This is a genomic window from Flavobacterium sp. SORGH_AS_0622 (genome assembly GCF_030818825.1).
Classification (GTDB): Bacteria; Bacteroidota; Bacteroidia; order Flavobacteriales; family Flavobacteriaceae; genus Flavobacterium.
On record NZ_JAUTAX010000001.1, the window covers coordinates 5,152,475 to 5,171,813 of the forward strand.

General features: G+C 31.7%; 21 protein-coding genes. 17 read left to right on the forward strand and 4 right to left on the reverse strand.

Annotation, left to right across the window (positions count from 1 at the left end; all coding sequences use genetic code 11):
• Nucleotides 1-2 precede the first annotated feature (2 nt).
• Nucleotides 3-233, reverse strand: a complete 231-nt coding sequence (locus QE431_RS22055) for a hypothetical protein (protein ID WP_031453858.1) — start codon at nt 231-233, stop codon at nt 3-5.
• Between the two features lie 141 nt (nt 234-374).
• On the opposite strand from QE431_RS22055, the gene QE431_RS22060 reads away from it, so the two are divergent.
• The gene (locus QE431_RS22060) at nt 375-1,304 is read left to right on the forward strand and encodes a DUF6427 family protein (RefSeq protein WP_057115490.1); all 930 of its coding nucleotides are present in this window, start codon (nt 375-377) and stop codon (nt 1,302-1,304) included.
• Here QE431_RS22060 and upp read toward each other — a convergent pair.
• Nucleotides 1,299-1,952, reverse strand: coding sequence for a uracil phosphoribosyltransferase (gene upp, locus QE431_RS22065; RefSeq protein ID WP_281867030.1), 654 nt, complete (start codon nt 1,950-1,952; stop codon nt 1,299-1,301). The genes QE431_RS22060 and upp overlap by 6 nt on opposite strands.
• A 110-nt stretch (nt 1,953-2,062) precedes the next feature.
• Here upp and QE431_RS22070 point away from each other — a divergent pair, with 110 nt between their 5' ends.
• Nucleotides 2,063-2,668 (forward strand): DUF4254 domain-containing protein, encoded by a 606-nt coding sequence (locus tag QE431_RS22070; protein WP_057115492.1) that lies wholly within the window; start codon nt 2,063-2,065, stop codon nt 2,666-2,668.
• 40 nt (nt 2,669-2,708) lie between these two features.
• Nucleotides 2,709-3,716: a glycosyltransferase family 9 protein gene (locus QE431_RS22075; RefSeq protein ID WP_307300334.1), complete on the forward strand. Its 1,008-nt coding sequence runs from the start codon at nt 2,709-2,711 to the stop codon at nt 3,714-3,716.
• Here the strand turns inward: QE431_RS22075 and QE431_RS22080 are convergent.
• Together QE431_RS22080 and QE431_RS22085 are read right to left on the reverse strand one after the other, a co-directional pair.
• Nucleotides 3,705-4,118: a hypothetical protein gene (locus tag QE431_RS22080; protein ID WP_057115494.1), complete on the reverse strand. Its 414-nt coding sequence runs from the start codon at nt 4,116-4,118 to the stop codon at nt 3,705-3,707. The two genes, QE431_RS22075 and QE431_RS22080, sit on opposite strands and share 12 nt — an antisense overlap.
• 264 nt (nt 4,119-4,382) lie before the next feature.
• Nucleotides 4,383-5,435 (reverse strand): 2Fe-2S iron-sulfur cluster-binding protein, encoded by a 1,053-nt coding sequence (locus tag QE431_RS22085; RefSeq protein ID WP_307300336.1) that lies wholly within the window; start codon nt 5,433-5,435, stop codon nt 4,383-4,385.
• A 129-nt stretch (nt 5,436-5,564) separates the two neighbouring features.
• Here QE431_RS22085 and QE431_RS22090 point away from each other — a divergent pair, with 129 nt between their 5' ends.
• The 14 genes from QE431_RS22090 to QE431_RS22155 all read left to right on the forward strand — a co-directional run bounded on the left by QE431_RS22090 (nt 5,565) and on the right by QE431_RS22155 (nt 19,334).
• Nucleotides 5,565-7,025: a DUF5687 family protein gene (locus QE431_RS22090; protein ID WP_281867033.1), complete on the forward strand. Its 1,461-nt coding sequence runs from the start codon at nt 5,565-5,567 to the stop codon at nt 7,023-7,025.
• A 74-nt stretch (nt 7,026-7,099) separates the two neighbouring features.
• Nucleotides 7,100-7,795 (forward strand): ABC transporter ATP-binding protein, encoded by a 696-nt coding sequence (locus QE431_RS22095; RefSeq protein WP_057115497.1) that lies wholly within the window; start codon nt 7,100-7,102, stop codon nt 7,793-7,795.
• 88 nt (nt 7,796-7,883) lie between these two features.
• Nucleotides 7,884-10,496 (forward strand): tetratricopeptide repeat protein, encoded by a 2,613-nt coding sequence (locus QE431_RS22100; RefSeq protein ID WP_307300339.1) that lies wholly within the window; start codon nt 7,884-7,886, stop codon nt 10,494-10,496.
• 2 nt (nt 10,497-10,498) lie between these two features.
• The gene (locus QE431_RS22105; RefSeq protein WP_307300342.1) at nt 10,499-10,894 is read left to right on the forward strand and encodes a polymer-forming cytoskeletal protein; all 396 of its coding nucleotides are present in this window, start codon (nt 10,499-10,501) and stop codon (nt 10,892-10,894) included.
• On the forward strand, nt 10,875-11,102 hold the full coding sequence (locus QE431_RS22110; protein WP_057115500.1) for an AtpZ/AtpI family protein: 228 nt from the start codon (nt 10,875-10,877) through the stop codon (nt 11,100-11,102). The genes QE431_RS22105 and QE431_RS22110 overlap by 20 nt, the downstream gene beginning before the upstream one ends.
• Before the next feature lie 57 nt (nt 11,103-11,159).
• Entirely contained in the window at nt 11,160-11,552 is a 393-nt protein-coding gene (locus tag QE431_RS22115) for a hypothetical protein (protein ID WP_281867035.1), read from the forward strand.
• Nucleotides 11,553-11,670: 118 nt separating this feature from the next.
• Nucleotides 11,671-12,846: a F0F1 ATP synthase subunit A gene (gene atpB, locus QE431_RS22120; protein WP_057115502.1), complete on the forward strand. Its 1,176-nt coding sequence runs from the start codon at nt 11,671-11,673 to the stop codon at nt 12,844-12,846.
• Between the two features lie 33 nt (nt 12,847-12,879).
• Complete coding sequence (atpE, locus tag QE431_RS22125) at nt 12,880-13,077, forward strand: ATP synthase F0 subunit C (RefSeq protein WP_008465835.1); 198 nt, start codon at nt 12,880-12,882, stop codon at nt 13,075-13,077.
• Nucleotides 13,078-13,165: 88 nt separating this feature from the next.
• Nucleotides 13,166-13,666: a F0F1 ATP synthase subunit B gene (locus QE431_RS22130; protein ID WP_057115503.1), complete on the forward strand. Its 501-nt coding sequence runs from the start codon at nt 13,166-13,168 to the stop codon at nt 13,664-13,666.
• Nucleotides 13,667-13,670: 4 nt separating this feature from the next.
• Nucleotides 13,671-14,204, forward strand: a complete 534-nt coding sequence (gene atpH, locus QE431_RS22135) for an ATP synthase F1 subunit delta (protein WP_057115504.1) — start codon at nt 13,671-13,673, stop codon at nt 14,202-14,204.
• 38 nt (nt 14,205-14,242) lie between these two features.
• Nucleotides 14,243-15,820, forward strand: a complete 1,578-nt coding sequence (atpA, locus tag QE431_RS22140) for a F0F1 ATP synthase subunit alpha (RefSeq protein WP_057115505.1) — start codon at nt 14,243-14,245, stop codon at nt 15,818-15,820.
• Nucleotides 15,821-15,899: 79 nt separating this feature from the next.
• Nucleotides 15,900-16,763, forward strand: coding sequence for an ATP synthase F1 subunit gamma (gene atpG, locus QE431_RS22145; protein ID WP_307300360.1), 864 nt, complete (start codon nt 15,900-15,902; stop codon nt 16,761-16,763).
• 568 nt (nt 16,764-17,331) lie between these two features.
• The gene (locus tag QE431_RS22150) at nt 17,332-17,778 is read left to right on the forward strand and encodes a GNAT family N-acetyltransferase (protein WP_057115507.1); all 447 of its coding nucleotides are present in this window, start codon (nt 17,332-17,334) and stop codon (nt 17,776-17,778) included.
• Nucleotides 17,779-17,873: 95 nt separating this feature from the next.
• Nucleotides 17,874-19,334, forward strand: a complete 1,461-nt coding sequence (locus QE431_RS22155; RefSeq protein ID WP_057115508.1) for a lipopolysaccharide biosynthesis protein — start codon at nt 17,874-17,876, stop codon at nt 19,332-19,334.
• Nucleotides 19,335-19,339: the final 5 nt, after the last annotated feature.

The following is a 19,339-nucleotide window of genomic DNA, read 5'->3' on the forward strand; positions in this document are numbered from 1 at the left end:
TTTTATTTTAAAAATGAATGAGCTGTTGTATCTTGGTTTTCTGTTCCAGCGTCATCAAAAATACGTAATTGTTTAATCCAATAAACGATTGCGCATGAACAGATGATCATGAAAATCCAGTTAATTGTGTTTGCACCAAACCATGTAATTAATTCCAAACGACGTAAAAAGTCAAGAGGAGCAAACAAAATGTTAACGAATAAGTATTGTATTCCTTCAAAAAAAGCTGTCATAATTTTTTAAAATTATATGTTATTTATTGTTGTGTAATGCTTTGAAGATAAAATTCAGTTATTAGAATCTTTTTTCAACTTGTTCGGTTTTCATTTTAAACAAGTATTATCTTTACAATCACAAAAGTATAAAATATCCTTATGATAACAAGTGTTTTTAAAAAATCTACGCCATTAAATTATTCATTGGTCGTAATTTTAATACTGGTTTTCTTTTTTATGTTCCAAATTAAAGACCCATCTTGGGTTACTTCCTATTTTTTGGCTTTCCAAAAAGTGAGTTTGTTGTGCTTTATTTTGGCTTCTTTTTTTATGATAAATTTTATTGTAAAAAAGAACGGACTCAGTAAAGACAATGGTTACGCGATACTTTTCTATTTATTATTTCTTTTGTTTTTTCCAACCATATTTAACAATCCAAATGTTATTTATGCGAACTTTTTTATTTTATTGGCACTTCGAAGGCTGATTTCACTTCAATCTCTCAAAGCATCAAAAGAAAAAATATTCGATGCATCATTTTGGATTTTTGTAGCTTCTTTATTTCAATTTTGGAGTGTACTTTTCTTAATATTGGTTTTTATATCAATTGTTTTTCATGTTTCGAGAGATTATAGAAACTGGGTTTTGCCTTTTATTGCATTTTTAGCAGTAGCAGTATTGTTTTATATGACATCTTTAATTTTTCATATCGATGCCATCTCATTTTTCCAAGAAAGAGCTGTAATCGATTTTAGAATTGATTATTTTAAAAATAATTACGAAAACGGGGCACTTTCAATATATACCGCCGTTGCCTTATTTTTTGTTACTTCGATGTTAATGACATTATCAAACAGACCGCAGATTGTTCATTCTTCATATAAGAAAATTGTAGCCTGCTTTTTTATTGCGGCTTTTGTGTATATCATTTCACCAAACAAGAGCAATGATTTATTATTGTTCAGTATCGCACCATTAGCAATTATGGCGACAAGTCATGTTGAATATATGCAGCAAAAATTGAACAACGAAATTGTATATTATGTGTTGATTGTCTGCAGTTTATTTACATTCTTTTCACAATTATAATTTACTTCCGTAAGCAAGATCTCCCGCATCGCCAAGACCAGGAACAATGTAGTTTTTCTCATTTAGTTTTTCGTCTAAAGAAGCGACCCATAAGTGACAATTATCCGGAAGATTTTTTTCTAGATATGCGACACCTTCTGGTGCGGCAATAACCACTACAATATGAATTTCTGTTGGAGCGGCATTTTCGACTAATTTTTTGTGAACTGCTACAATAGACTGACCCGTTGCAAGCATTGGATCAAGAAGTAAAACCGTTTTATTGTTTAAGTTTGAAATAGCCTGATATTCAACCAAAATTTCGAACTCATCATCATTATTTGGGTGATATCTGCAAGCCGAAACAAAGCTGTTTTCTGCGTGGTCAAAATAATTTAGAAAACCGTTATGAAGCGGTAATCCAGCTCTTAAAATTGGACATAAAACTAAATCTGTTTCAATTTCTGTTGTTTTTTTAATGCCGAGAGGCGTTTGAATATCAACATTTTTGTATGGCAAAATTTTACTCAATTCATAGGCCATGATTTCTCCAATGCGTTCAATATTTCTACGAAAACGCATACTGTCGTTCTGCACATTTACATTTCTAATTTGTCCTAGAAAATGATTTAATACACTGTTATTCTCAGAGATATAATGAATTTTCATAATATTTTTTTAGTAGATCAATAGTTTTTTAAGAAGAATTGAAAAATTAGTAGTTTTTTTCAAACTATAAAAGTATAAAAAGTATCTTTGTTTTATAAAAAAATAAAAACATGTTTTCAAAATTAGCATATTCTGTTTTCGAGCAAAGTATCAAAGATTATCATCAATTTGATAATGTCGATCAACCGATTAATAATCCTTATCCAAAAGATAAGTTTGAACATTTATTATATTTGAAAAATTGGATTGATACTGTTCAATGGCATTTTGAAGATATTATTCGTGATCCGCAAATTGATCCAGTTGCAGCCTTAACTTTAAAAAGAAGAATTGATGCATCAAATCAAGAACGTACTGATATGGTGGAATATATCGACAGCTATTTTTTACAAAAATACAGTGATGTAAAAGTAAAAGACGGAGCAAAAATCAACTCTGAAAGTCCTGCTTGGGCATTTGATAGATTGTCTATTTTAGCTTTAAAAATTTATCACATGAATGAAGAAGCAACTCGTGCAGAAGCTTCACAAGAACATAGAGATAAATGCCAGGAAAAATTAAATATTCTTTTAGAACAAAGAACAGATTTATCTACAGCAATTGAAGAATTATTGACAGATATTGAAAATGGTGATAAATTCATGAAAGTGTACAAACAAATGAAAATGTACAATGATGATGAATTGAATCCAGTTTTATATCAAAATAAAAAATAATTTGGCAGACTTGTCTAGCAAAATTAAGCATATAGCCGTCATGAGACTATCCGCAATGGGAGATGTCGCCATGACGGTTCCTGTTTTACGCGCTTTCGTAAAACAATATCCAACGGTGAAATTGACCGTTATTTCCCGTCCTTTTTTCAAACCTTTTTTTGATGGAATCCCAAATTTGGAATTTTTTGCGTTTGATGAAAAAGAAAGACACAAAGGATTTCTTGGACTTGTACGTTTATATAACGACGTAAAAAAACTAAAAATTGATGCTTTTGCAGATCTTCATAATGTATTGAGATCTAAAGTTGTGAGCTTACTTTTCGCTTTAAGCGGAAAAAAAAGAGCAACTGTAGACAAAGGCCGAGAAGGAAAAAAAGAATTAACAAGAGCCGAGAATAAGATTTTTAAACAATTGCCAACGATGTTCCAAAGACATGCAAAAGTGTTTGAAGAACTTGGTTTTCCGTTAGATTTATCCAATCCGAGTTTTCCTGAAAAAGCAGTTTTAAGTGCCGAAATTTTAGAAATCATCGGCGGAAAAAATCAAAAATTAATTGGAATTGCGCCTTTTGCACAATATGATTCTAAGGTTTATCCGATAGATTTAATGAAAGAAGTTATCTCAATTCTAGCTAAAAATCAGTCGTATAAAATTTTACTTTTTGGCGGCGGAAAAAAAGAAATCGAGATTTTAGATTCACTTTCGCAACCGTATGAAAATGTAATTAATATGGCTGGTAAAATTAAATTTCAGCAGGAATTACAATTGATAAGCAATCTTGATGTTATGCTTTCTATGGATTCTGGAAATGCTCATATTGCGGCAATGCTCGGCGTTAAAGTTATTACACTCTGGGGCGCTACGCATCCGTACGCAGGATTTTTACCCTTTAATCAAAGTTTAGAAAATGCGTTAACTTCAAACAGAAATCAATATCCTCAACTGCCAACTTCTGTTTACGGAAATAAAGTTGTTGAAGGTTACAAAGATGCAATGAGAAGTATTTCTCCAAAAGATATAGTAGAGAAAATTCAGTTAAGCATATAATCCATTAAAATCATAGAGAAAATATCCAATTGTTTTCTTTTTGTTTCTATTAGCAACAATTACAACAAAATGATTTTCTTTTTCTGTAGACAGCAAAATATGTTCAAAATCTTCTGTTGAATTTCTATAGACTTTATGTACCAATTGAGATTCTTTAATTTTTCTGGACAGTATGTTCGCGGCTTTTAGTTTACTTACATAAGGCCAGATATTAAAAAAATTATGATCAGAAACTTTTACTTCTGTCATTTTTCCACTCATTGTTGAGTCATATTTTTCTTTAGACAGTAATTTTGGTCCTTTTTTATTTCGTTGTTTTTTAATTATGAAGTAAACGCAAATAAGAGATGTAATTACAAAAAGCGCGATAAAAGATAAACGAAGGTAGTGATGCGTTGCCATAATATTTAATATTTAAATGTGTTGACAAATTTTATTTAGTAATACAGCAATATACTCAGATTGCGATTACCATAATTTCACCCCTAATATAATAAAAATTCAGCAATATTTCAATTAAAAATTGGTTTTATAATAAATTGATATTACTACCCCAATCTTTCATTCTCATTTTGTAAAAATTATAATATTTATAATAAGTCAAAAAAAAATCCAAATTCCAGTTTTATTTGGAATTTGGATTTTTAATATTGAAATTTCTAAATACTAAACATCGTCGTAATCAACATAAATAGTTTCAGAAGTTGGATGCGCTTGACAAGTTAAAATTAATCCTTCGGCAATTTCGCTGTCTGTTAAAATAGAGTTTTTAGTCATTTCGGCAGATCCTGCTGTAACACGTCCTAAACAGCTGCTGCAAATTCCGCCTTGGCAAGAATACGGAGCATCAACTCCTTGTTTTAGAGCAGCATCTAGAATAGTCTGTTTTTTAGACATCTCAAAAGTAGTTTCCTCATCGTCTACCAAAACCGTAATTTTTGTATGCCCTTCTTGAGAACCTTGAATTATGTGTTCTTCAGAAGAAGAAGTAAAAAGCTCAAATTTAATAGCAGATTCTTTTACGTTTTTCTCTTTCAAAACATTAGAAACAGTATTGATCATTTCTTCTGGTCCGCACAAGAAGAATTTATCAAACTCAAGTTCTTTATGTTTGTTATTTAAAACAAAATTCACAGCAGATTTTTCAATTCTTCCAAACAAAGCATTTTCAGCTTTTGCCTGACTAAATACGTAATGCACAAAAAATCTGCCTACATATTGTAATTGTAAATCATGAAGTTCCTGATGAAACATAGTGTTTTCTGGAGTTCTATTTCCATAAACCAATACAAATGAACTTTTCGGCTCATTTTTTAAAACCGTTTTTATGATAGAAAGAACCGGAGTAATACCACTTCCTGCAACAAATGCGGCGTAATTTTTTTGTCTTTCGGAATCAGGCTCAAAAGTAAATTTTCCTTCTGGCTGACCCACTTCAAGAACATCTCCAGATTTTAATTTTGTATTGGCAAACTGAGAAAAAAGACCATTTTTTACAGCTTTGACAGCAATTCTTAATTCGCCGCTGTCTGGTGCAGAACAAATAGAATAAGCACGTCTAATTTCTTGGTTATCAAGAGTTAATTTTAAGTTTATATATTGACCAGCTATAAATTTATAATCTGGTTTTAGTTCTTCGGGAACATTAAAAAGTATAGAAACAGCATCTGCAGTTTCGCGTTTTACCTCTTTAATTATAAGTTTTAAGAATGAAGGCATGTTAGAATTTTTCTGCAAAAGTAGCAAAACCAGTGTTAAATGATTGGCACGAAATTATTTTTTTTAACTTTTTTTGTAACGTTTTCCTACATTTGATCTCTTACTACACAGAAACTAAAACTATAAACCATGATTAAGAAGTTTATTTACCTAGAATGGAAGGCCTTTATTAGATCGGCATCTTTTGGTAAAAACCTAACAATGAAAATTATAATTGGATTTTTAATGATCTATTTTTCATTAATTTTTATCGGAATGGGAGTTGGAGCATTTTATGTTTTAAAGGACATGAAATTAGAACCATTAGTAACCATTAACAAATTTCTGATTTATTATTTTCTATTCGATTTGATAATTAGGTTGTTACTGCAGTCAATCCCAGTTTTAAATATCAAACCATTATTAGTTTTACCCTTTAAAAAACCAACGATTGTGCATTTTTCTTTAGGCAAAACAGTTTTGTCTTTTTTTAATTGGGTGCATGCCTTATTTTTTATTCCGTTTTCGGTTGTATTAATTTTGAACGGATATGATGTTGTTGGAATTGTTTTCTGGCATTTGGGAATTATGGCCATAATTTACATCAATAACTTTTTGAATATTATATTAAGTAATATCGATAAATTATTTGCTGTTTTTGTAGTATTGATTCTGGCTTTAGCAGGAGCACAATATTATAAATTGTTTGATATTACGACTTTTACAACTCCGTTTTTTCAAAATTTTTACGACATAGAAGGAGTGTTTTTAATTCCGATTTTAGTATTAATCGTGCTGCATGCTTTTACTTTTAAATACTTCAAGAAAAATTTATATCTAGATGCAGGACTATCTGTAAAACAAGATATTGCTTCGACAGAAAATCTTACATGGCTGAATCAATTTGGAACCTTGGGGACATTTCTTAAAAATGATATTAAACTCATCAAAAGAAATAAGAGATCGAAAACAACTATTTTTATGAGTTTTCTCTTTTTGTTTTATGGACTAATATTTTTTGCAAACTCGCATCAACCAGCAGTAATGCACATTTTTGCGGGCATATTTGTTTCAGGCGGATTCTTGTTTGTATTTGGGCAGTTTGTGCCAAGCTGGGATAGTTCTTATTATCAATTATTGATGACACAAAATGTTCCGTATCGTGGTTATATTACCTCGAAGTGGTGGCTGATTGTTATTGCAACTTTCATTTCTACAATTCTGGCTTCGTTTTATCTTTTTTACGGTTGGGAGGTATATTTAACTATTGTCGTTGGAGCAATTTATAATATAGGAGTTAATTCGCACTTAGTTCTTTTAGGCGGTGCATTTACCAAAACGCCAATCGATTTAAGCAACGCCGGCGGAGCTTTTGGAGATAAAAAAGCGTTCAATGTTAATGCTATGCTTCTTTCGCTCCCAAAAATTTTACTGCCTTTAGCGCTGTACTCAATCGGACTTTATCTAAACAACAAAAATCTTGGATTAGGGTTAGTGGCTGGTGCAGGTGTTTTAGGATTTATTTTTAGAGATAAGGTTTTTTCTTTAATCGAAAAAAGGTACAAAATCGAAAAGTACAGTACAATAAATGCTTATAAACAAAAAAGTTAAATGTGCCAATTTGATAATCAGATAATATTATCAATTAGAAATCTAAAATCAACAATCTAAAATCTAAAATTAAAATGATACAAGTAAATCAACTTATAAAAAATTATAACGGAACAACAGTTTTAAACATAGAAAATCTTGAAATTCCAAAAGGACAAAGTTTCGGATTAGTAGGAAACAACGGCGCAGGAAAAACAACATTTTTCAGCCTTCTTTTAGATTTAATTCAACCCTCAAAAGGAAGTATTCATAACAATAATATTCAGGTAAATACAAGTGAAAATTGGAAATCTTTTACCGGCTCATTTCTTGACGAAAGTTTCTTAATTGGCTATTTAACACCAGAAGAATATTTCTATTTTATTGGAGATCTTCGCAATCAAAATAAGGCTGATGTTGATGCTTTATTGGCTCAGCATGAAGAATTTTTTAATGGAGAAATTTTAAAAAATAAAAAGTATCTAAGAGACTTGTCTAAAGGAAATCAGAAAAAAGTAGGTATAATTGCTACACTTATAGGTAATCCAGAAGTTATTATTTTAGATGAGCCTTTTGCCAATTTAGATCCAACAACTGTCAGCAGGTTAAAAAAAATCATCAAAGATCTGGCAGATAATCCAAATGTTACGGTTTTAGTTTCAAGCCACGATTTGCAGCACACAGTAGAGGTTTGCGACCGAATTGTTGCACTTAATAAAGGAGAAATTGTAAAGGATATCAAAACTTCAAAAGAGACCTTGCAGGAACTAGAATCGTTTTTTGCGGTATAAGTTTTTAGATTACAAAAAGAAGCGTATTTTTACAAGTCTATATACTAAAATCGATTTTTAGTAGTTATCTGTTTTAAACTCTTTTCTATTGAAAAAGAATACTCTTAAATATAGTTTTACTTTCGTTTTTTTATTCTTTTTGATAGCTTGTTCTACCAAAAAAAATACCTTTTTGTCTAGAACTTCGCATTCTGTTGGCACGAAATATAATATTTTGTACAATGGAGGAATCGGTCTAGATAAAGGCTTAAAATCTATTCAGGCCAATGATCAAGATAATTTTTGGAAATTACTGCCAATTGAAAAAATGCAGTTTGACGAAAATTTTTCTGAAGGAGAAAAAGCTAAAAATCCAGATTTTGAGCGCGCAGAAACAAAAGCGACCAAAGCCATTCAAAAACACTCCATGAATATTGGAGGCAGGGAAAGAAATTCACAAATTGACGAAGCGTATTTAATGCTCGGAAAAGCAAGATATTACGATCAGCGTTTTATTCCTGCAGTTGAAGCATTCAATTATATTTTATACAAATATCCAAACAGCAATAATATTTATACTGCTAAAATCTGGCGCGAAAAAACCAATATGCGTTTAGGTAACGATGCCATTGCGTTAAAAAACATTAAGCTGCTACTTAAAAATATAGATTTAGACAAACAGACTTATGCTGATGCTAATGCTCTTCTGGCTGAAGCTTTTATAAATTTAGAAGAAAAAGATAGTGCTGTTGCTAAACTAAGAATTGCTGAGGAATTTACAAGAAAGAATGAAGAGCGAGCTAGATACCGTTTTATTCTTGGCCAAATGTATCAGGAACAAGGAAAACGGGACAGTGCAATTTATTTTTATGATGGTGTAATCGATTTGAATCGAAAAGCAGATCGTAAATATATGATGCACGCGTACGCTAAAAAAGCACAGTTGTATGATTATGAAAAAGATAATGATACCATCTTTTTAAAAATGTTTAATAAACTTGTTACTGACCGAGAGAATCGCCCTTATTATGATGTACTGTTTTACGAAATGGGAGTTTTTTATGATAAAAAGAAAGATCAAGAAAATGCCTTAAAGTTTTATAACAAGTCTTTAGGAAGAAAATCAAAAGATCCTTATTTGGTGGCTTCTGCATACAGAAACATTGGGAACATGTATTTTAAAAATACAAATTATACAATGGCTGCTAAATATTATGACAGTACATTGGTGAAATTAGATCCTAAAACCAGAGAATACGCTTTTATAGAAAAAAACAGAAAAAACCTTGATAATGTAATTAAGTACGAAGCTATTGCAAAACGCAATGATAGTATTATTAAGGTATACAATCTGCCGGCAACTGAGAAAAAGATTTATTTCGAAAATTATATTGTAGAGTTAAAAAAGAAAGATGAAGCCAAACGACTTTTAGAAGAAAAAGAAAAAGAGCGTTTAGCAAATATCGACTTAAACTCGCAGGCACAGATTTCAGGAAATGGAGCTGTAAATCCGCAGTCGTTAGGAAAACCAGTAGAACCAGAAGGAGTAGGAATGCCTCCTGGAGCAAATGAAAACGGAAGCACATTTTATTTCTATAATCCAACAACAGTTGCTTATGGAAAATTGCAATTTAAAAAAATGTGGGGTAATAGAACATTGGGCGGCAACTGGAGATTGGCAGGAATAAAATCTGCTAACAACGATGCAATGAACGATACCATCAATACTAAAGATGTTGCAAATACTTTACAAGATACAGTGGTTGCAGAAAAATATACTGTAGCCTATTATGTAAAACAACTTCCTACGTCACAACCGGCAATGGACAGTATTGGTATAGAACGTAATTTTGCATACTACCAATTAGGACTTATATATAAGGAGAAGTTTAAAGAATATAATTTGGCTAGTGATAAACTAGAACAATTACTGCGCAACAATCCAGAAGAAAAACTGGTATTGCCGACGATGTATAATTTGTATAAAATTTACCAAATTACAAATCCACAAAGAGCAGAAGAGATAAAAGCGGAAATTTCAACTAAATATCCAACTTCGAGATATGCTCAGATTTTAAATAATAGAGCAGAAGATCCTAACTCAAGTCCAGACAAAGAATACCAAAAATGGTATAAACTTTTTGAAGAAGAAAAATTTGATGAAGTCTTAGCCAATATTGATAATTTGATCAATCAATATTCTGGAGATGATATCGTTTCGAAATATGAATTATTAAAAGCCAATACTTTAGGAAAAGTAAATGGTTTAGAAGCTTATAAAAAAGGACTTGAAAATGTAGCCGATAATTATCCGAATAGTGAAGAGGGTAAAAGTGCAAGAGAAATTCTAGAGAAACAAGTGCCGGCTTTAGAAAGATTAAATTTTACAACAGTAGACAACAAAAGCTGGAAAATTTTATATGCAGTGCCTAATAGTGATACTAAAACGCTTAAACAAATTGAAAAAGCGATTAGAGTATTTTTATTAGTTGAAAATTTTGAACGCTTAACAACTTCTTTTGATAAATACAATCAATCTGAAAGTTTTGTAATTATTCATGGTTTAAAATCTGAAGCTTATGCTAAAGATGTTGCGGGAGTTTTGAGAGATGACAAGAAATATAAAATTGCACATCCTGCTGTTATTATATCAACAGATAATTACAAAGTGGTTCAAATTAAAAAGAACCTCGAAGCCTACTTGACCCCAAAAACCCCATAATAATGTTTGAAAAAGTAAAAAAAAGCGGAACAGAGCAATTAGGAAAAACAAATCGTATTGTAGAAGGAACATCGATAGTAGGAGACATAGTATCAAAAGCCGATTTTAGATTAGATGGCGAATTGATTGGAAATTTTACTTCACAAGGAAAAATTGTAATAGGCGCAAAAGGAGCTGTCAAAGGAGAAATTATTTGTAATAATGCGGATATTGAAGGAGAATTTCATGGCAAAATAAAAGTTCTTGAAATCCTTAATATTAAATCGACTGCTCAAATACATGGAGAAGTAGCAGTAGGAAAACTTTCTATAGAACCAGGAGCCGATTTTACAGCAACCTGTACCATGCTTACTCACAATAAAGAAGTAACCCTAAAAGATGGAAAAGGAGCCGAATAATAATAGAAGAAATAAATGGCTTGCATTTATTAATATTCCTTTTCAAATGGGAGTAATTATTTTTGTATTCTCTTACTTTGGAACTTGGCTTGACGAAAAGCATCCAAGTCCCAAAGTATATTACAATACCATTTTTGTTATGCTTGGAGTTGGAGTCGCATTATATAATGTAATTCGCCAGGTAAACGATATTAACAAGACAAAGTAGTTTTTAGTAAAAACAGCTTAAGATAAAAGTTGCATCTTTGCGCAAAAATTATCTCAAATGCTTTTAAAAAATTACAAACCGGTATTTTATTTATTTTGTTTTGCTTTAACAGCTTACATTCTACACAAAGCAATTTTCTTTTTTTGTGAAATTAATATTCAAAACTTTCATTACAGTTTAGAATTACAGTATTTATTCTTCTTCGGAATTTCGGCTTTATTATACCTTATATTATTAATAGTAAAGAAGAAGAATTTTGAAATCGTCGGGATGACGTTCTTATTTGGAACTTTTGCACAAATGTTATTAGGATATTTAATTCTGCAGCCAATTTTAAAAATCAAAACTGGAGAAACCGATGTTGAAAAGATTAGTTTTTTTATAACATTTGTGCTGTTTTTGTTATTTCAGACGCTTTTAACTGTCCGATTATTAAATGAAAAGCGTTAAAATAACAATTCTTTAAAACAAGGTTTAAAAATAATTTTTCATATCCTTTTGAATATTAATAAAAAATGTACCTTTGCACCAAATTTTAGAAACGTAAAAAAATAAGATTTTCCACGATATGGTGATTTCAAACAAACCGCTCAGCTTTATTCTTGCCGCTTTTGTAGCTTCTCTACCAATTATGGGTTTTGCAAATCCAGAGAATGACTCAACGCATGTTCAAACTGAAACAGCTCATGAAGAGAAAGTAGTTTCACACAATGCCCCTGAGGAAGGAGAGCATGCTGCTCTTGATCCAAAAGCAAAAGTGGACGCTTTTATTGATCATCACTTACAAGATTCTCACGATTTTGTTTTCTTCTCAGATGAGAAAGAAAACAAACATTATGGTTTTTCATTACCAGTTATACTTATTGACGGAGGATTGAAAATTTTCTCTTCTTCAAAATTACACCACGGTGAAGCAGTTGCAGAAGTTGACGGAAACTTTTACAAATTAGTTCACGGTAAAATTTACAAAACAGATGCTGCCGGTACAATTAACTTTAACGAGCACGGACATCCAGAAAATGAAAAGCCGTTAGATTTTTCTATTACAAAAAATGTAGTATCAATGCTTTTCGTTGCAGTAGTATTATTTTTAATGTTTACTGGATTAGCAAGATCATATAAAAAAGGACCAATCCCAACTGGATTTGGTAGAGTTTTAGAGCCACTTATTATTTTTATTAGAGACGAAATCGCTGTTCCTAATATTGGTGAGAAAAAATACCGTAAATATATGGGTTACCTATTAACTGTATTTTTCTTTGTTTGGTTGTTAAACTTATTAGGAATGACTCCACTAGGAATTAACGTTACAGGTAACATCGCTATTACAGTTTGTTTAGCAGCATTTACTTTCATCATTACACAATTTAGTGCAAACAAAGATTATTGGGGACACATTTTCTGGATGCCAGGAGTACCAGTTCCAATGAAAATTATTTTAGCACCAATTGAAGTTTTAGGAACATTAACAAAACCATTTGCATTATTAATTCGTTTGTATGCAAACATTACTGCAGGTCACGTAGTAATTATGAGTTTGATCGCTATGATTTTCGTAGGTAAAAATTTAGCAGCAGATTTGCCAATCTCATTAGGTTTAACATTGTTTATCTCTGTTATTGAAGTTTTAGTTGCATTTTTACAAGCGTTTATCTTCACGATGTTATCATCACTATTTATTGGTATGGCTGTTCAAGATCATGATCATGCTCACCACCACGAAGATGAAACAGCAATTATTTAATTTAGAAGTTTAATTTTATATATATAAATAGTTATGGGAACAATTCCAACTTTAGTAGGTGCTGGTTTAGTAGTAATCGGTGCAGGTTTAGGTTTAGGTAAAATCGGTGGATCTGCTATGGACGCTATTGCTCGTCAGCCAGAAGCTGCTGGTAAAATTCAAACTGCGATGATTATTATCGCGGCTTTATTAGAAGGTTTAGCATTCGCTGCTTTAATCTTAGGAAAATAATAAAGAGAGAAATAACAGCATCTTTAACGGTTGGTTAAAGATGTTGTTACTTTTAAAAAAGAAATTAAATATTTAATATAGTTATAAAATGGATAAGTTAATTAACGATTTTTCATTCGGTCTATTCTTTTGGCAAGCTTTAATCTTGTTAGTATTAATTTTACTTTTGGTGAAATTTGCATGGAAACCAATTATGGAGTCTATTACTGCAAGAGAAGAAGGTATTAAAAATGCATTGCTTTCTGCTGAAAACGCAAAGAGAGAAATGGAAAATTTACAAGCTGACAATCAAAGAATTTTGAATGAAGCTCGTGCAGAACGTGACGCGATGCTAAAAGAAGCTCGTGAAATGAAAGAGAAAATGATTGCTGATTCTAAAAACGAAGCACAAGAAGCTGGTCAAAAAATGATCGAACAAGCTAAAGCTGCTATCGAAAGCGAAAAAAATGCTGCAATGGCAGAATTGAAATCTCAAGTTTCAAGTCTATCATTAAGTATTGCTGAGAAATTATTGAAAGAAGAATTATCTAACAAAGAATCTCAAACTAAATTAGTTGAGAAAATGTTAGGTGACGTAAAGTTAAACTAAGATTATGGCAAGTACAAGAGCAGCAATTCGTTATGCAAAAGCAATTCTAGACTTAGCAAACTCTAAAGGTGTTGCCGAAGCTGTCAATAACGATATGAAATCAATTGCATCAGCAATAGATACTAATACAGAATTGAGTACCTTTATCCAAAACCCAACAACAAAAGTTGAAGTTAAAGAAAGTGCTCTTCTAGAAGTTTTCGCAGATGTAAATGGAGTAACAAAAGGATTATTTCATTTATTATTTGAAAACAAAAGATTTGAAATTCTTAATGCAATCGCATTAGAATACAATAAATTGTTTGATGAAAGTAATGGTGTTGAAGTAGCGAAAGTTACAACTGCCATTCCAATGGATGCTGCTTTAGAAGCTAAGGTTTTAGCAAAAGTTGCAACTTTATCAGACAAAAAAATTACAATTGAAAATATAGTAGATCCTTCAATTATTGGTGGATTTATTTTAAGAATAGGCGATAATCAATACAACGCTTCTGTTGCAAACAGATTACAAGTATTAAAAAGAGAGTTAAGTAATTAGTTTTTATAACACAAAAAGTGTCTAAATTATAAATTAAGATGGCGGAAATCAAACCTGCTGAAATTTCAGCAATATTAAGAAAGCAAGTAGAAGGTTTTGAATCTGGTGCTACGCTAGAGGAAGTAGGAACAGTACTTCAAGTTGGAGACGGTATTGCTCGTGTTTACGGGCTGTCTAATGTACAATATGGAGAGTTAGTAGAATTTGATAACGGTATGGAAGGTATCGTATTGAATCTTGAAGAGGATAATGTTGGGGTTGTATTATTAGGACCATCAACTGGACTTAAAGAAGGATCTACTGCAAAAAGAACTCAACGTATTGCTTCTCTTAAAGTAGGTGAGCAAATGGTAGGACGTGTTGTTAATACTCTTGGTTTTCCAATTGATGGAAAAGGACCAATCGGTGGAGACTTATACGAAATGCCTTTAGAAAGAAAAGCACCTGGTGTTATCTTCCGTCAGCCAGTAACTGAGCCATTACAAACAGGTGTAAAAGCTGTTGATGCTATGATCCCAGTTGGTCGTGGACAACGTGAGCTTGTTATTGGTGACCGTCAAACAGGTAAATCAACTGTTTGTATCGATACAATCTTAAATCAAAAAGAATTCTACGATGCAGGAAAACCTGTATTCTGTATATATGTTGCAATTGGACAAAAAGCTTCAACTGTAGCAGGAATCGCTAAAATGTTAGAAGAAAAAGGAGCAATGGCTTATACAGTTATCGTTGCTGCAAATGCTTCTGACCCAGCTCCAATGCAAGTTTATGCTCCATTCGCTGGTGCTGCAATTGGAGAGTACTTTAGAGATTCTGGTCGTCCAGCACTTATCGTGTATGATGATTTATCTAAACAAGCTGTTGCTTACCGTGAGGTTTCTCTTTTATTAAGAAGACCACCGGGACGTGAGGCTTATCCTGGAGACGTTTTCTACTTACACTCTCGTTTATTAGAGCGTGCTTGTAAAGTAATTGCTGATGATGGTATCGCTAAAAACATGAACGATTTACCAGATTCTATCAAATCTATCGTAAAAGGTGGTGGTTCATTAACTGCTTTACCAATTATCGAAACTCAAGCTGGTGACGTTTCTGCATATATCCCAACAAACGTAATTTCGATTACAGATGGTCAGATTTTCCTTGATGGAGATTTGTTCAACTCTGGGGTTCGTCCTGCAATTAACGTAGGTATCTCTGTATCTCGTGTTGGAGGTAATGCTCAAATTAAATCTATGAAGAAAGTTTCTGGAACTTTAAAATTAGACCAAGCTCAATTCCGTGAATTAGAAGCTTTCGCTAAATTTGGTTCTGACTTAGATTCTGTTACTTTAAACGTAATTGAAAAAGGAAAAAGAAACGTTGAGATCTTGAAACAAGGTTTAAATGATCCTTATACAGTTGAAAACCAAGTAGCTATTATCTACGCTGGTTCTAAAAACTTGTTGAGAAACGTTCCTGTAGAAAAAGTAAAAGAATTTGAAGCTGATTTCTTAGCTTACTTAAACAGTAAACATAAAGATACGCTTAACGCGTTGAAAGCTGGTAAATTAGATGACAGCATTACAGATGTTATCGAAAAAGCAGCAAAAGAAATCTCAGCAAAATATAACTAATAAGATAATAAGTAAATTAGATAATTAGACTTAGTTCTAATTATCTAATTTTCAAATTGTCACATTTTCTAATTAATAGATGGCAAATTTAAAGGAAATCCGTAATAGAATTACTTCCGTTTCATCGACGATGCAGATTACATCGGCTATGAAAATGGTTTCTGCTGCAAAGCTTAAGAAAGCACAAGATGCAATCACTGCAATGCGTCCTTATGCCGAGAAATTAACGGAGTTATTGCAAGATCTTTCTGCTACACTTGAAGGTGAAGTTGGAGGAGATTACACAACACAACGTGAAGTAAAAAAAGTATTGCTTGTAGCTATAACTTCTAACAGAGGTTTATGTGGTGCATTCAATTCAAATATTATTAAAGAGATTAAAAACCGTACAGAGTTTTACGCTGGAAAGCAAGTTGATGTTTTTGCTATTGGTAAAAAGGGAAATGATGCTTTAAACAAAACTCATAAAGTTCACGGTCATCATAATGCAATTTTTGATCATTTAACTTTTGAAAATGTTGCAGGAATTGCAGATAATTTGACTGAGAAATTTTTATCTGGAGAATACGATAGAATTGAATTAGTTTACAATCAGTTTAAAAATGCAGCAACTCAAATCGTTCAAGTAGAACAGTTTTTACCGTTAGCTCCTATTAATACTACTGGTACAGTAGCTTCTTCTGGAGATTATATTTTTGAACCTTCAAAAGAAGAAATTGTTTTAACTTTAATTCCAAAGTCTTTAAAAACGCAATTGTATAAAGGAATCCGTGATTCGTTTGCTTCTGAGCATGGAGCACGTATGACTGCTATGCACAAAGCAACAGATAATGCAACTGAGTTAAGAAACCAATTGAAATTAACTTACAATAAAGCGCGTCAGGCTGCTATTACTAGTGAGATTTTAGAAATTGTTGGTGGAGCAGAAGCTTTAAATGGATAAATCAATTCATATTATATAAAGAAAAAGCCAGCGAAAGCTGGCTTTTTCTTTTATGGAAATTTTTTTCTTTTTTAATAATAATTTTATAAAATGGTGATTCTCAGATTATTCAAAATTTGAGAATCACTACCATTTTATAAAAAATTGACAGATAACTCTGCTGTGCTTTGTCTTTTATGGGAACAAACTAGCTTTATTAGTCCCAGTGCTCTGTTTTTTTAAGGGTTACATTTCAGCAGAATCAATCCCTGTGCTTTGTCTTTTATGGGAACAAACTAGCTTTATTAGTCCCAGTGCTCTGTTTTTTAAAGGGTTACAATACAGCAGAATCAATCCCTTGTGCTTTGTCTTTTATGGGAACAAACAAGCTTTATTAGTCCCAGTGCTTCCTTTTTTATAAGGGTTGTATTTAGCTTTCTCAATCCCTATGAAGCAAATTTAAGAAAACACTGTTTAAAAAAAGTTACATAATTTTTAACTTAAATTTATATATTTCACATGTTAGTGTTCTGGTTATTATATAAATGACTCAGAAAAAATAATTAATTTTGAATTCTATTCTATTAAAATGACTTTACAAATACTTGAAATTACTACGATTGAAGAAATGCTGGCTCAAATTGAAACCATCAGATTTCTATATCCCAATATCACTTTAGAAAAATATAAATCTTTTCTTTTGGAGATGATTCCGCATAATTATACTCAAATTGGCGTTTTTGAAAATAATAAATGTTTAGGAATTACAGGATGCTGGTCGGCAACAAAATTGTGGACAGGCAAATATCTCGAAATTGATAATTTTGTTGTTAATCCAGAATATCGATCTCAAGGAATTGGAAAACTACTCACTGATTATATCGAGAAAAAAGCAATAGAATTAAATTGCAGCAGTATTGTATTAGATGCATTTACTGGAAATTTTGGAGCACACAGATTTTATTACAATCAAGGTTACGCCCCAAGAGGATTTCATTTCGTGAAAATTTTGGATGAAAAGAAAATGACGGTGTAAAAGAGTTAGAACTTTTCTTTATTGCATCAAACAAAAGCACCATTAAACAAAAGAAATGGTTATTTTTGTCTTACAAACATTATTACAATTATATTTTGGGATTATATAAAAATCTATTCAAGCAAACAGCAATTTACGGACTGGCAACAGTTTTACCGAGAATGCTGAGTTTTTTATTAGTGAGATTATATACAGGAATTTTACCTACTGCCGAATATGGCGAGGTGTCGATAGTATTGTCTTGGATGGTTTTCTTTAACGTAGTTCTTTCTTACGGAATGGAAACCGCTTTTTTTAGATTTTATAGTGCTGAAGAAGATAAGAAAAACGTAATAGCTACTTCTACAATTTCGATTTTTTGGACATCAATTATTTTTCTATTTGTTGCTTTAATCTTCAGAAACACTTTAGCAAGTTTAGCCGAAGTAGATGTTCAGTATGTTACCTATACGGTTTGGATTTTGGTTTTGGATGCATTGGTTTTAATTCCATTTTCTAAATTACGAGCGAACCAAAGGCCAATGGTTTATGCAGCAATTAAAATTGGAAATGTGGTAATCAATTTATTACTGAATATTTTCTTTTTAATGTACCTGCCAAAATTAGCAGCCTCAAACCCTAATTCAGTTTGGGATAATTTATATGTCGAAAATTTCCAGATCGCTTATATTTTTATTGCAAATCTTTTGGCGAGTTTAGCAACTTTTATAGTTCTTTCTCCTAATTATCTTTCGCTTGGACGAAAATTTGATCCAGAACTTTGGAGAAGAATGATGAAATACGGACTTCCTATTTTGGTTGCAGGATTGGCTTTTGCTGTCAACGAACATTTTGATAAAATCTTATTAGGGTATTTGCTTCCAGAAAATTTGGCAAAGTCCGAAGTTGGAGCTTATTCTGCTTGCTACAAGTTAGGTTTATTTATGGTTCTTTTTGCAACAGCATTTAGATTAGGAATCGAACCATTCTTTTTCAGCCACGCAAAAAATGCAAATGCTCCACAGACTTACGCCGTAATTACCAAATATTTTGTGATATTGGGTTCGCTGATTCTATTAGGAGTTATAGTTTTTGCAGATGTTTTAAAATACTTATTACTAGATAATAAATCCTATTGGGAAGCAATGAAAGTTGTACCGCTTATTATTTTGGCGAATTTCTTTTTGGGTATCTATAACAACTTATCGGTTTGGTACAAACTTACAGATAAAACAAAAATTGGTGCCTACATTTCTATTGTAGGTGCTATTGTTACTTTGGTTTTAAATTATTTTTTAATTCCAAAATACAGCTATTATGGTTCAGCAATTGCGACTATTTCGGCTTATGGCAGCATGATGCTTATTTCTTATATATTAGGAAATAAGTATTATCCTATTCCTTACGACATGAACAAGATTGGCGCTTATTTAGGCGTTTCGATATTATTTTCGATAATTTCATTTTATGGATTTAGAGAAAAATATTATGTTGGAATTCCACTTCTTTTAGCTTTTATGTATTTAGTTTACCACTTTGAAAAAGATACTATAAAAGGAATATTGAAGAGAAAGTAAGCCGG

Excerpts from the sequence above, each read along its gene's own strand:
- QE431_RS22055 (WP_031453858.1), bottom strand. The coding sequence starts at position 233 with ATGACAGCTTTTTTTGAAGGAATACAATACTTATTCGTTAACATTTTG.
- QE431_RS22060 (WP_057115490.1), top strand. The coding sequence starts at position 375 with ATGATAACAAGTGTTTTTAAAAAATCTACGCCATTAAATTATTCATTG.
- upp (WP_281867030.1), bottom strand. The coding sequence starts at position 1,952 with ATGAAAATTCATTATATCTCTGAGAATAACAGTGTATTAAATCATTTT.
- QE431_RS22070 (WP_057115492.1), top strand. The coding sequence starts at position 2,063 with ATGTTTTCAAAATTAGCATATTCTGTTTTCGAGCAAAGTATCAAAGAT.
- QE431_RS22075 (WP_307300334.1), top strand. The coding sequence starts at position 2,709 with ATGAGACTATCCGCAATGGGAGATGTCGCCATGACGGTTCCTGTTTTA.
- QE431_RS22080 (WP_057115494.1), bottom strand. The coding sequence starts at position 4,118 with ATGGCAACGCATCACTACCTTCGTTTATCTTTTATCGCGCTTTTTGTA.
- QE431_RS22085 (WP_307300336.1), bottom strand. The coding sequence starts at position 5,435 with ATGCCTTCATTCTTAAAACTTATAATTAAAGAGGTAAAACGCGAAACT.
- QE431_RS22090 (WP_281867033.1), top strand. The coding sequence starts at position 5,565 with ATGATTAAGAAGTTTATTTACCTAGAATGGAAGGCCTTTATTAGATCG.
- QE431_RS22095 (WP_057115497.1), top strand. The coding sequence starts at position 7,100 with ATGATACAAGTAAATCAACTTATAAAAAATTATAACGGAACAACAGTT.
- QE431_RS22105 (WP_307300342.1), top strand. The coding sequence starts at position 10,499 with ATGTTTGAAAAAGTAAAAAAAAGCGGAACAGAGCAATTAGGAAAAACA.
- QE431_RS22110 (WP_057115500.1), top strand. The coding sequence starts at position 10,875 with ATGGAAAAGGAGCCGAATAATAATAGAAGAAATAAATGGCTTGCATTT.
- QE431_RS22115 (WP_281867035.1), top strand. The coding sequence starts at position 11,160 with ATGCTTTTAAAAAATTACAAACCGGTATTTTATTTATTTTGTTTTGCT.
- atpB (WP_057115502.1), top strand. The coding sequence starts at position 11,671 with ATGGTGATTTCAAACAAACCGCTCAGCTTTATTCTTGCCGCTTTTGTA.
- atpE (WP_008465835.1), top strand. The coding sequence starts at position 12,880 with ATGGGAACAATTCCAACTTTAGTAGGTGCTGGTTTAGTAGTAATCGGT.
- QE431_RS22130 (WP_057115503.1), top strand. The coding sequence starts at position 13,166 with ATGGATAAGTTAATTAACGATTTTTCATTCGGTCTATTCTTTTGGCAA.
- atpH (WP_057115504.1), top strand. The coding sequence starts at position 13,671 with ATGGCAAGTACAAGAGCAGCAATTCGTTATGCAAAAGCAATTCTAGAC.
- atpA (WP_057115505.1), top strand. The coding sequence starts at position 14,243 with ATGGCGGAAATCAAACCTGCTGAAATTTCAGCAATATTAAGAAAGCAA.
- atpG (WP_307300360.1), top strand. The coding sequence starts at position 15,900 with ATGGCAAATTTAAAGGAAATCCGTAATAGAATTACTTCCGTTTCATCG.
- QE431_RS22150 (WP_057115507.1), top strand. The coding sequence starts at position 17,332 with ATGACTTTACAAATACTTGAAATTACTACGATTGAAGAAATGCTGGCT.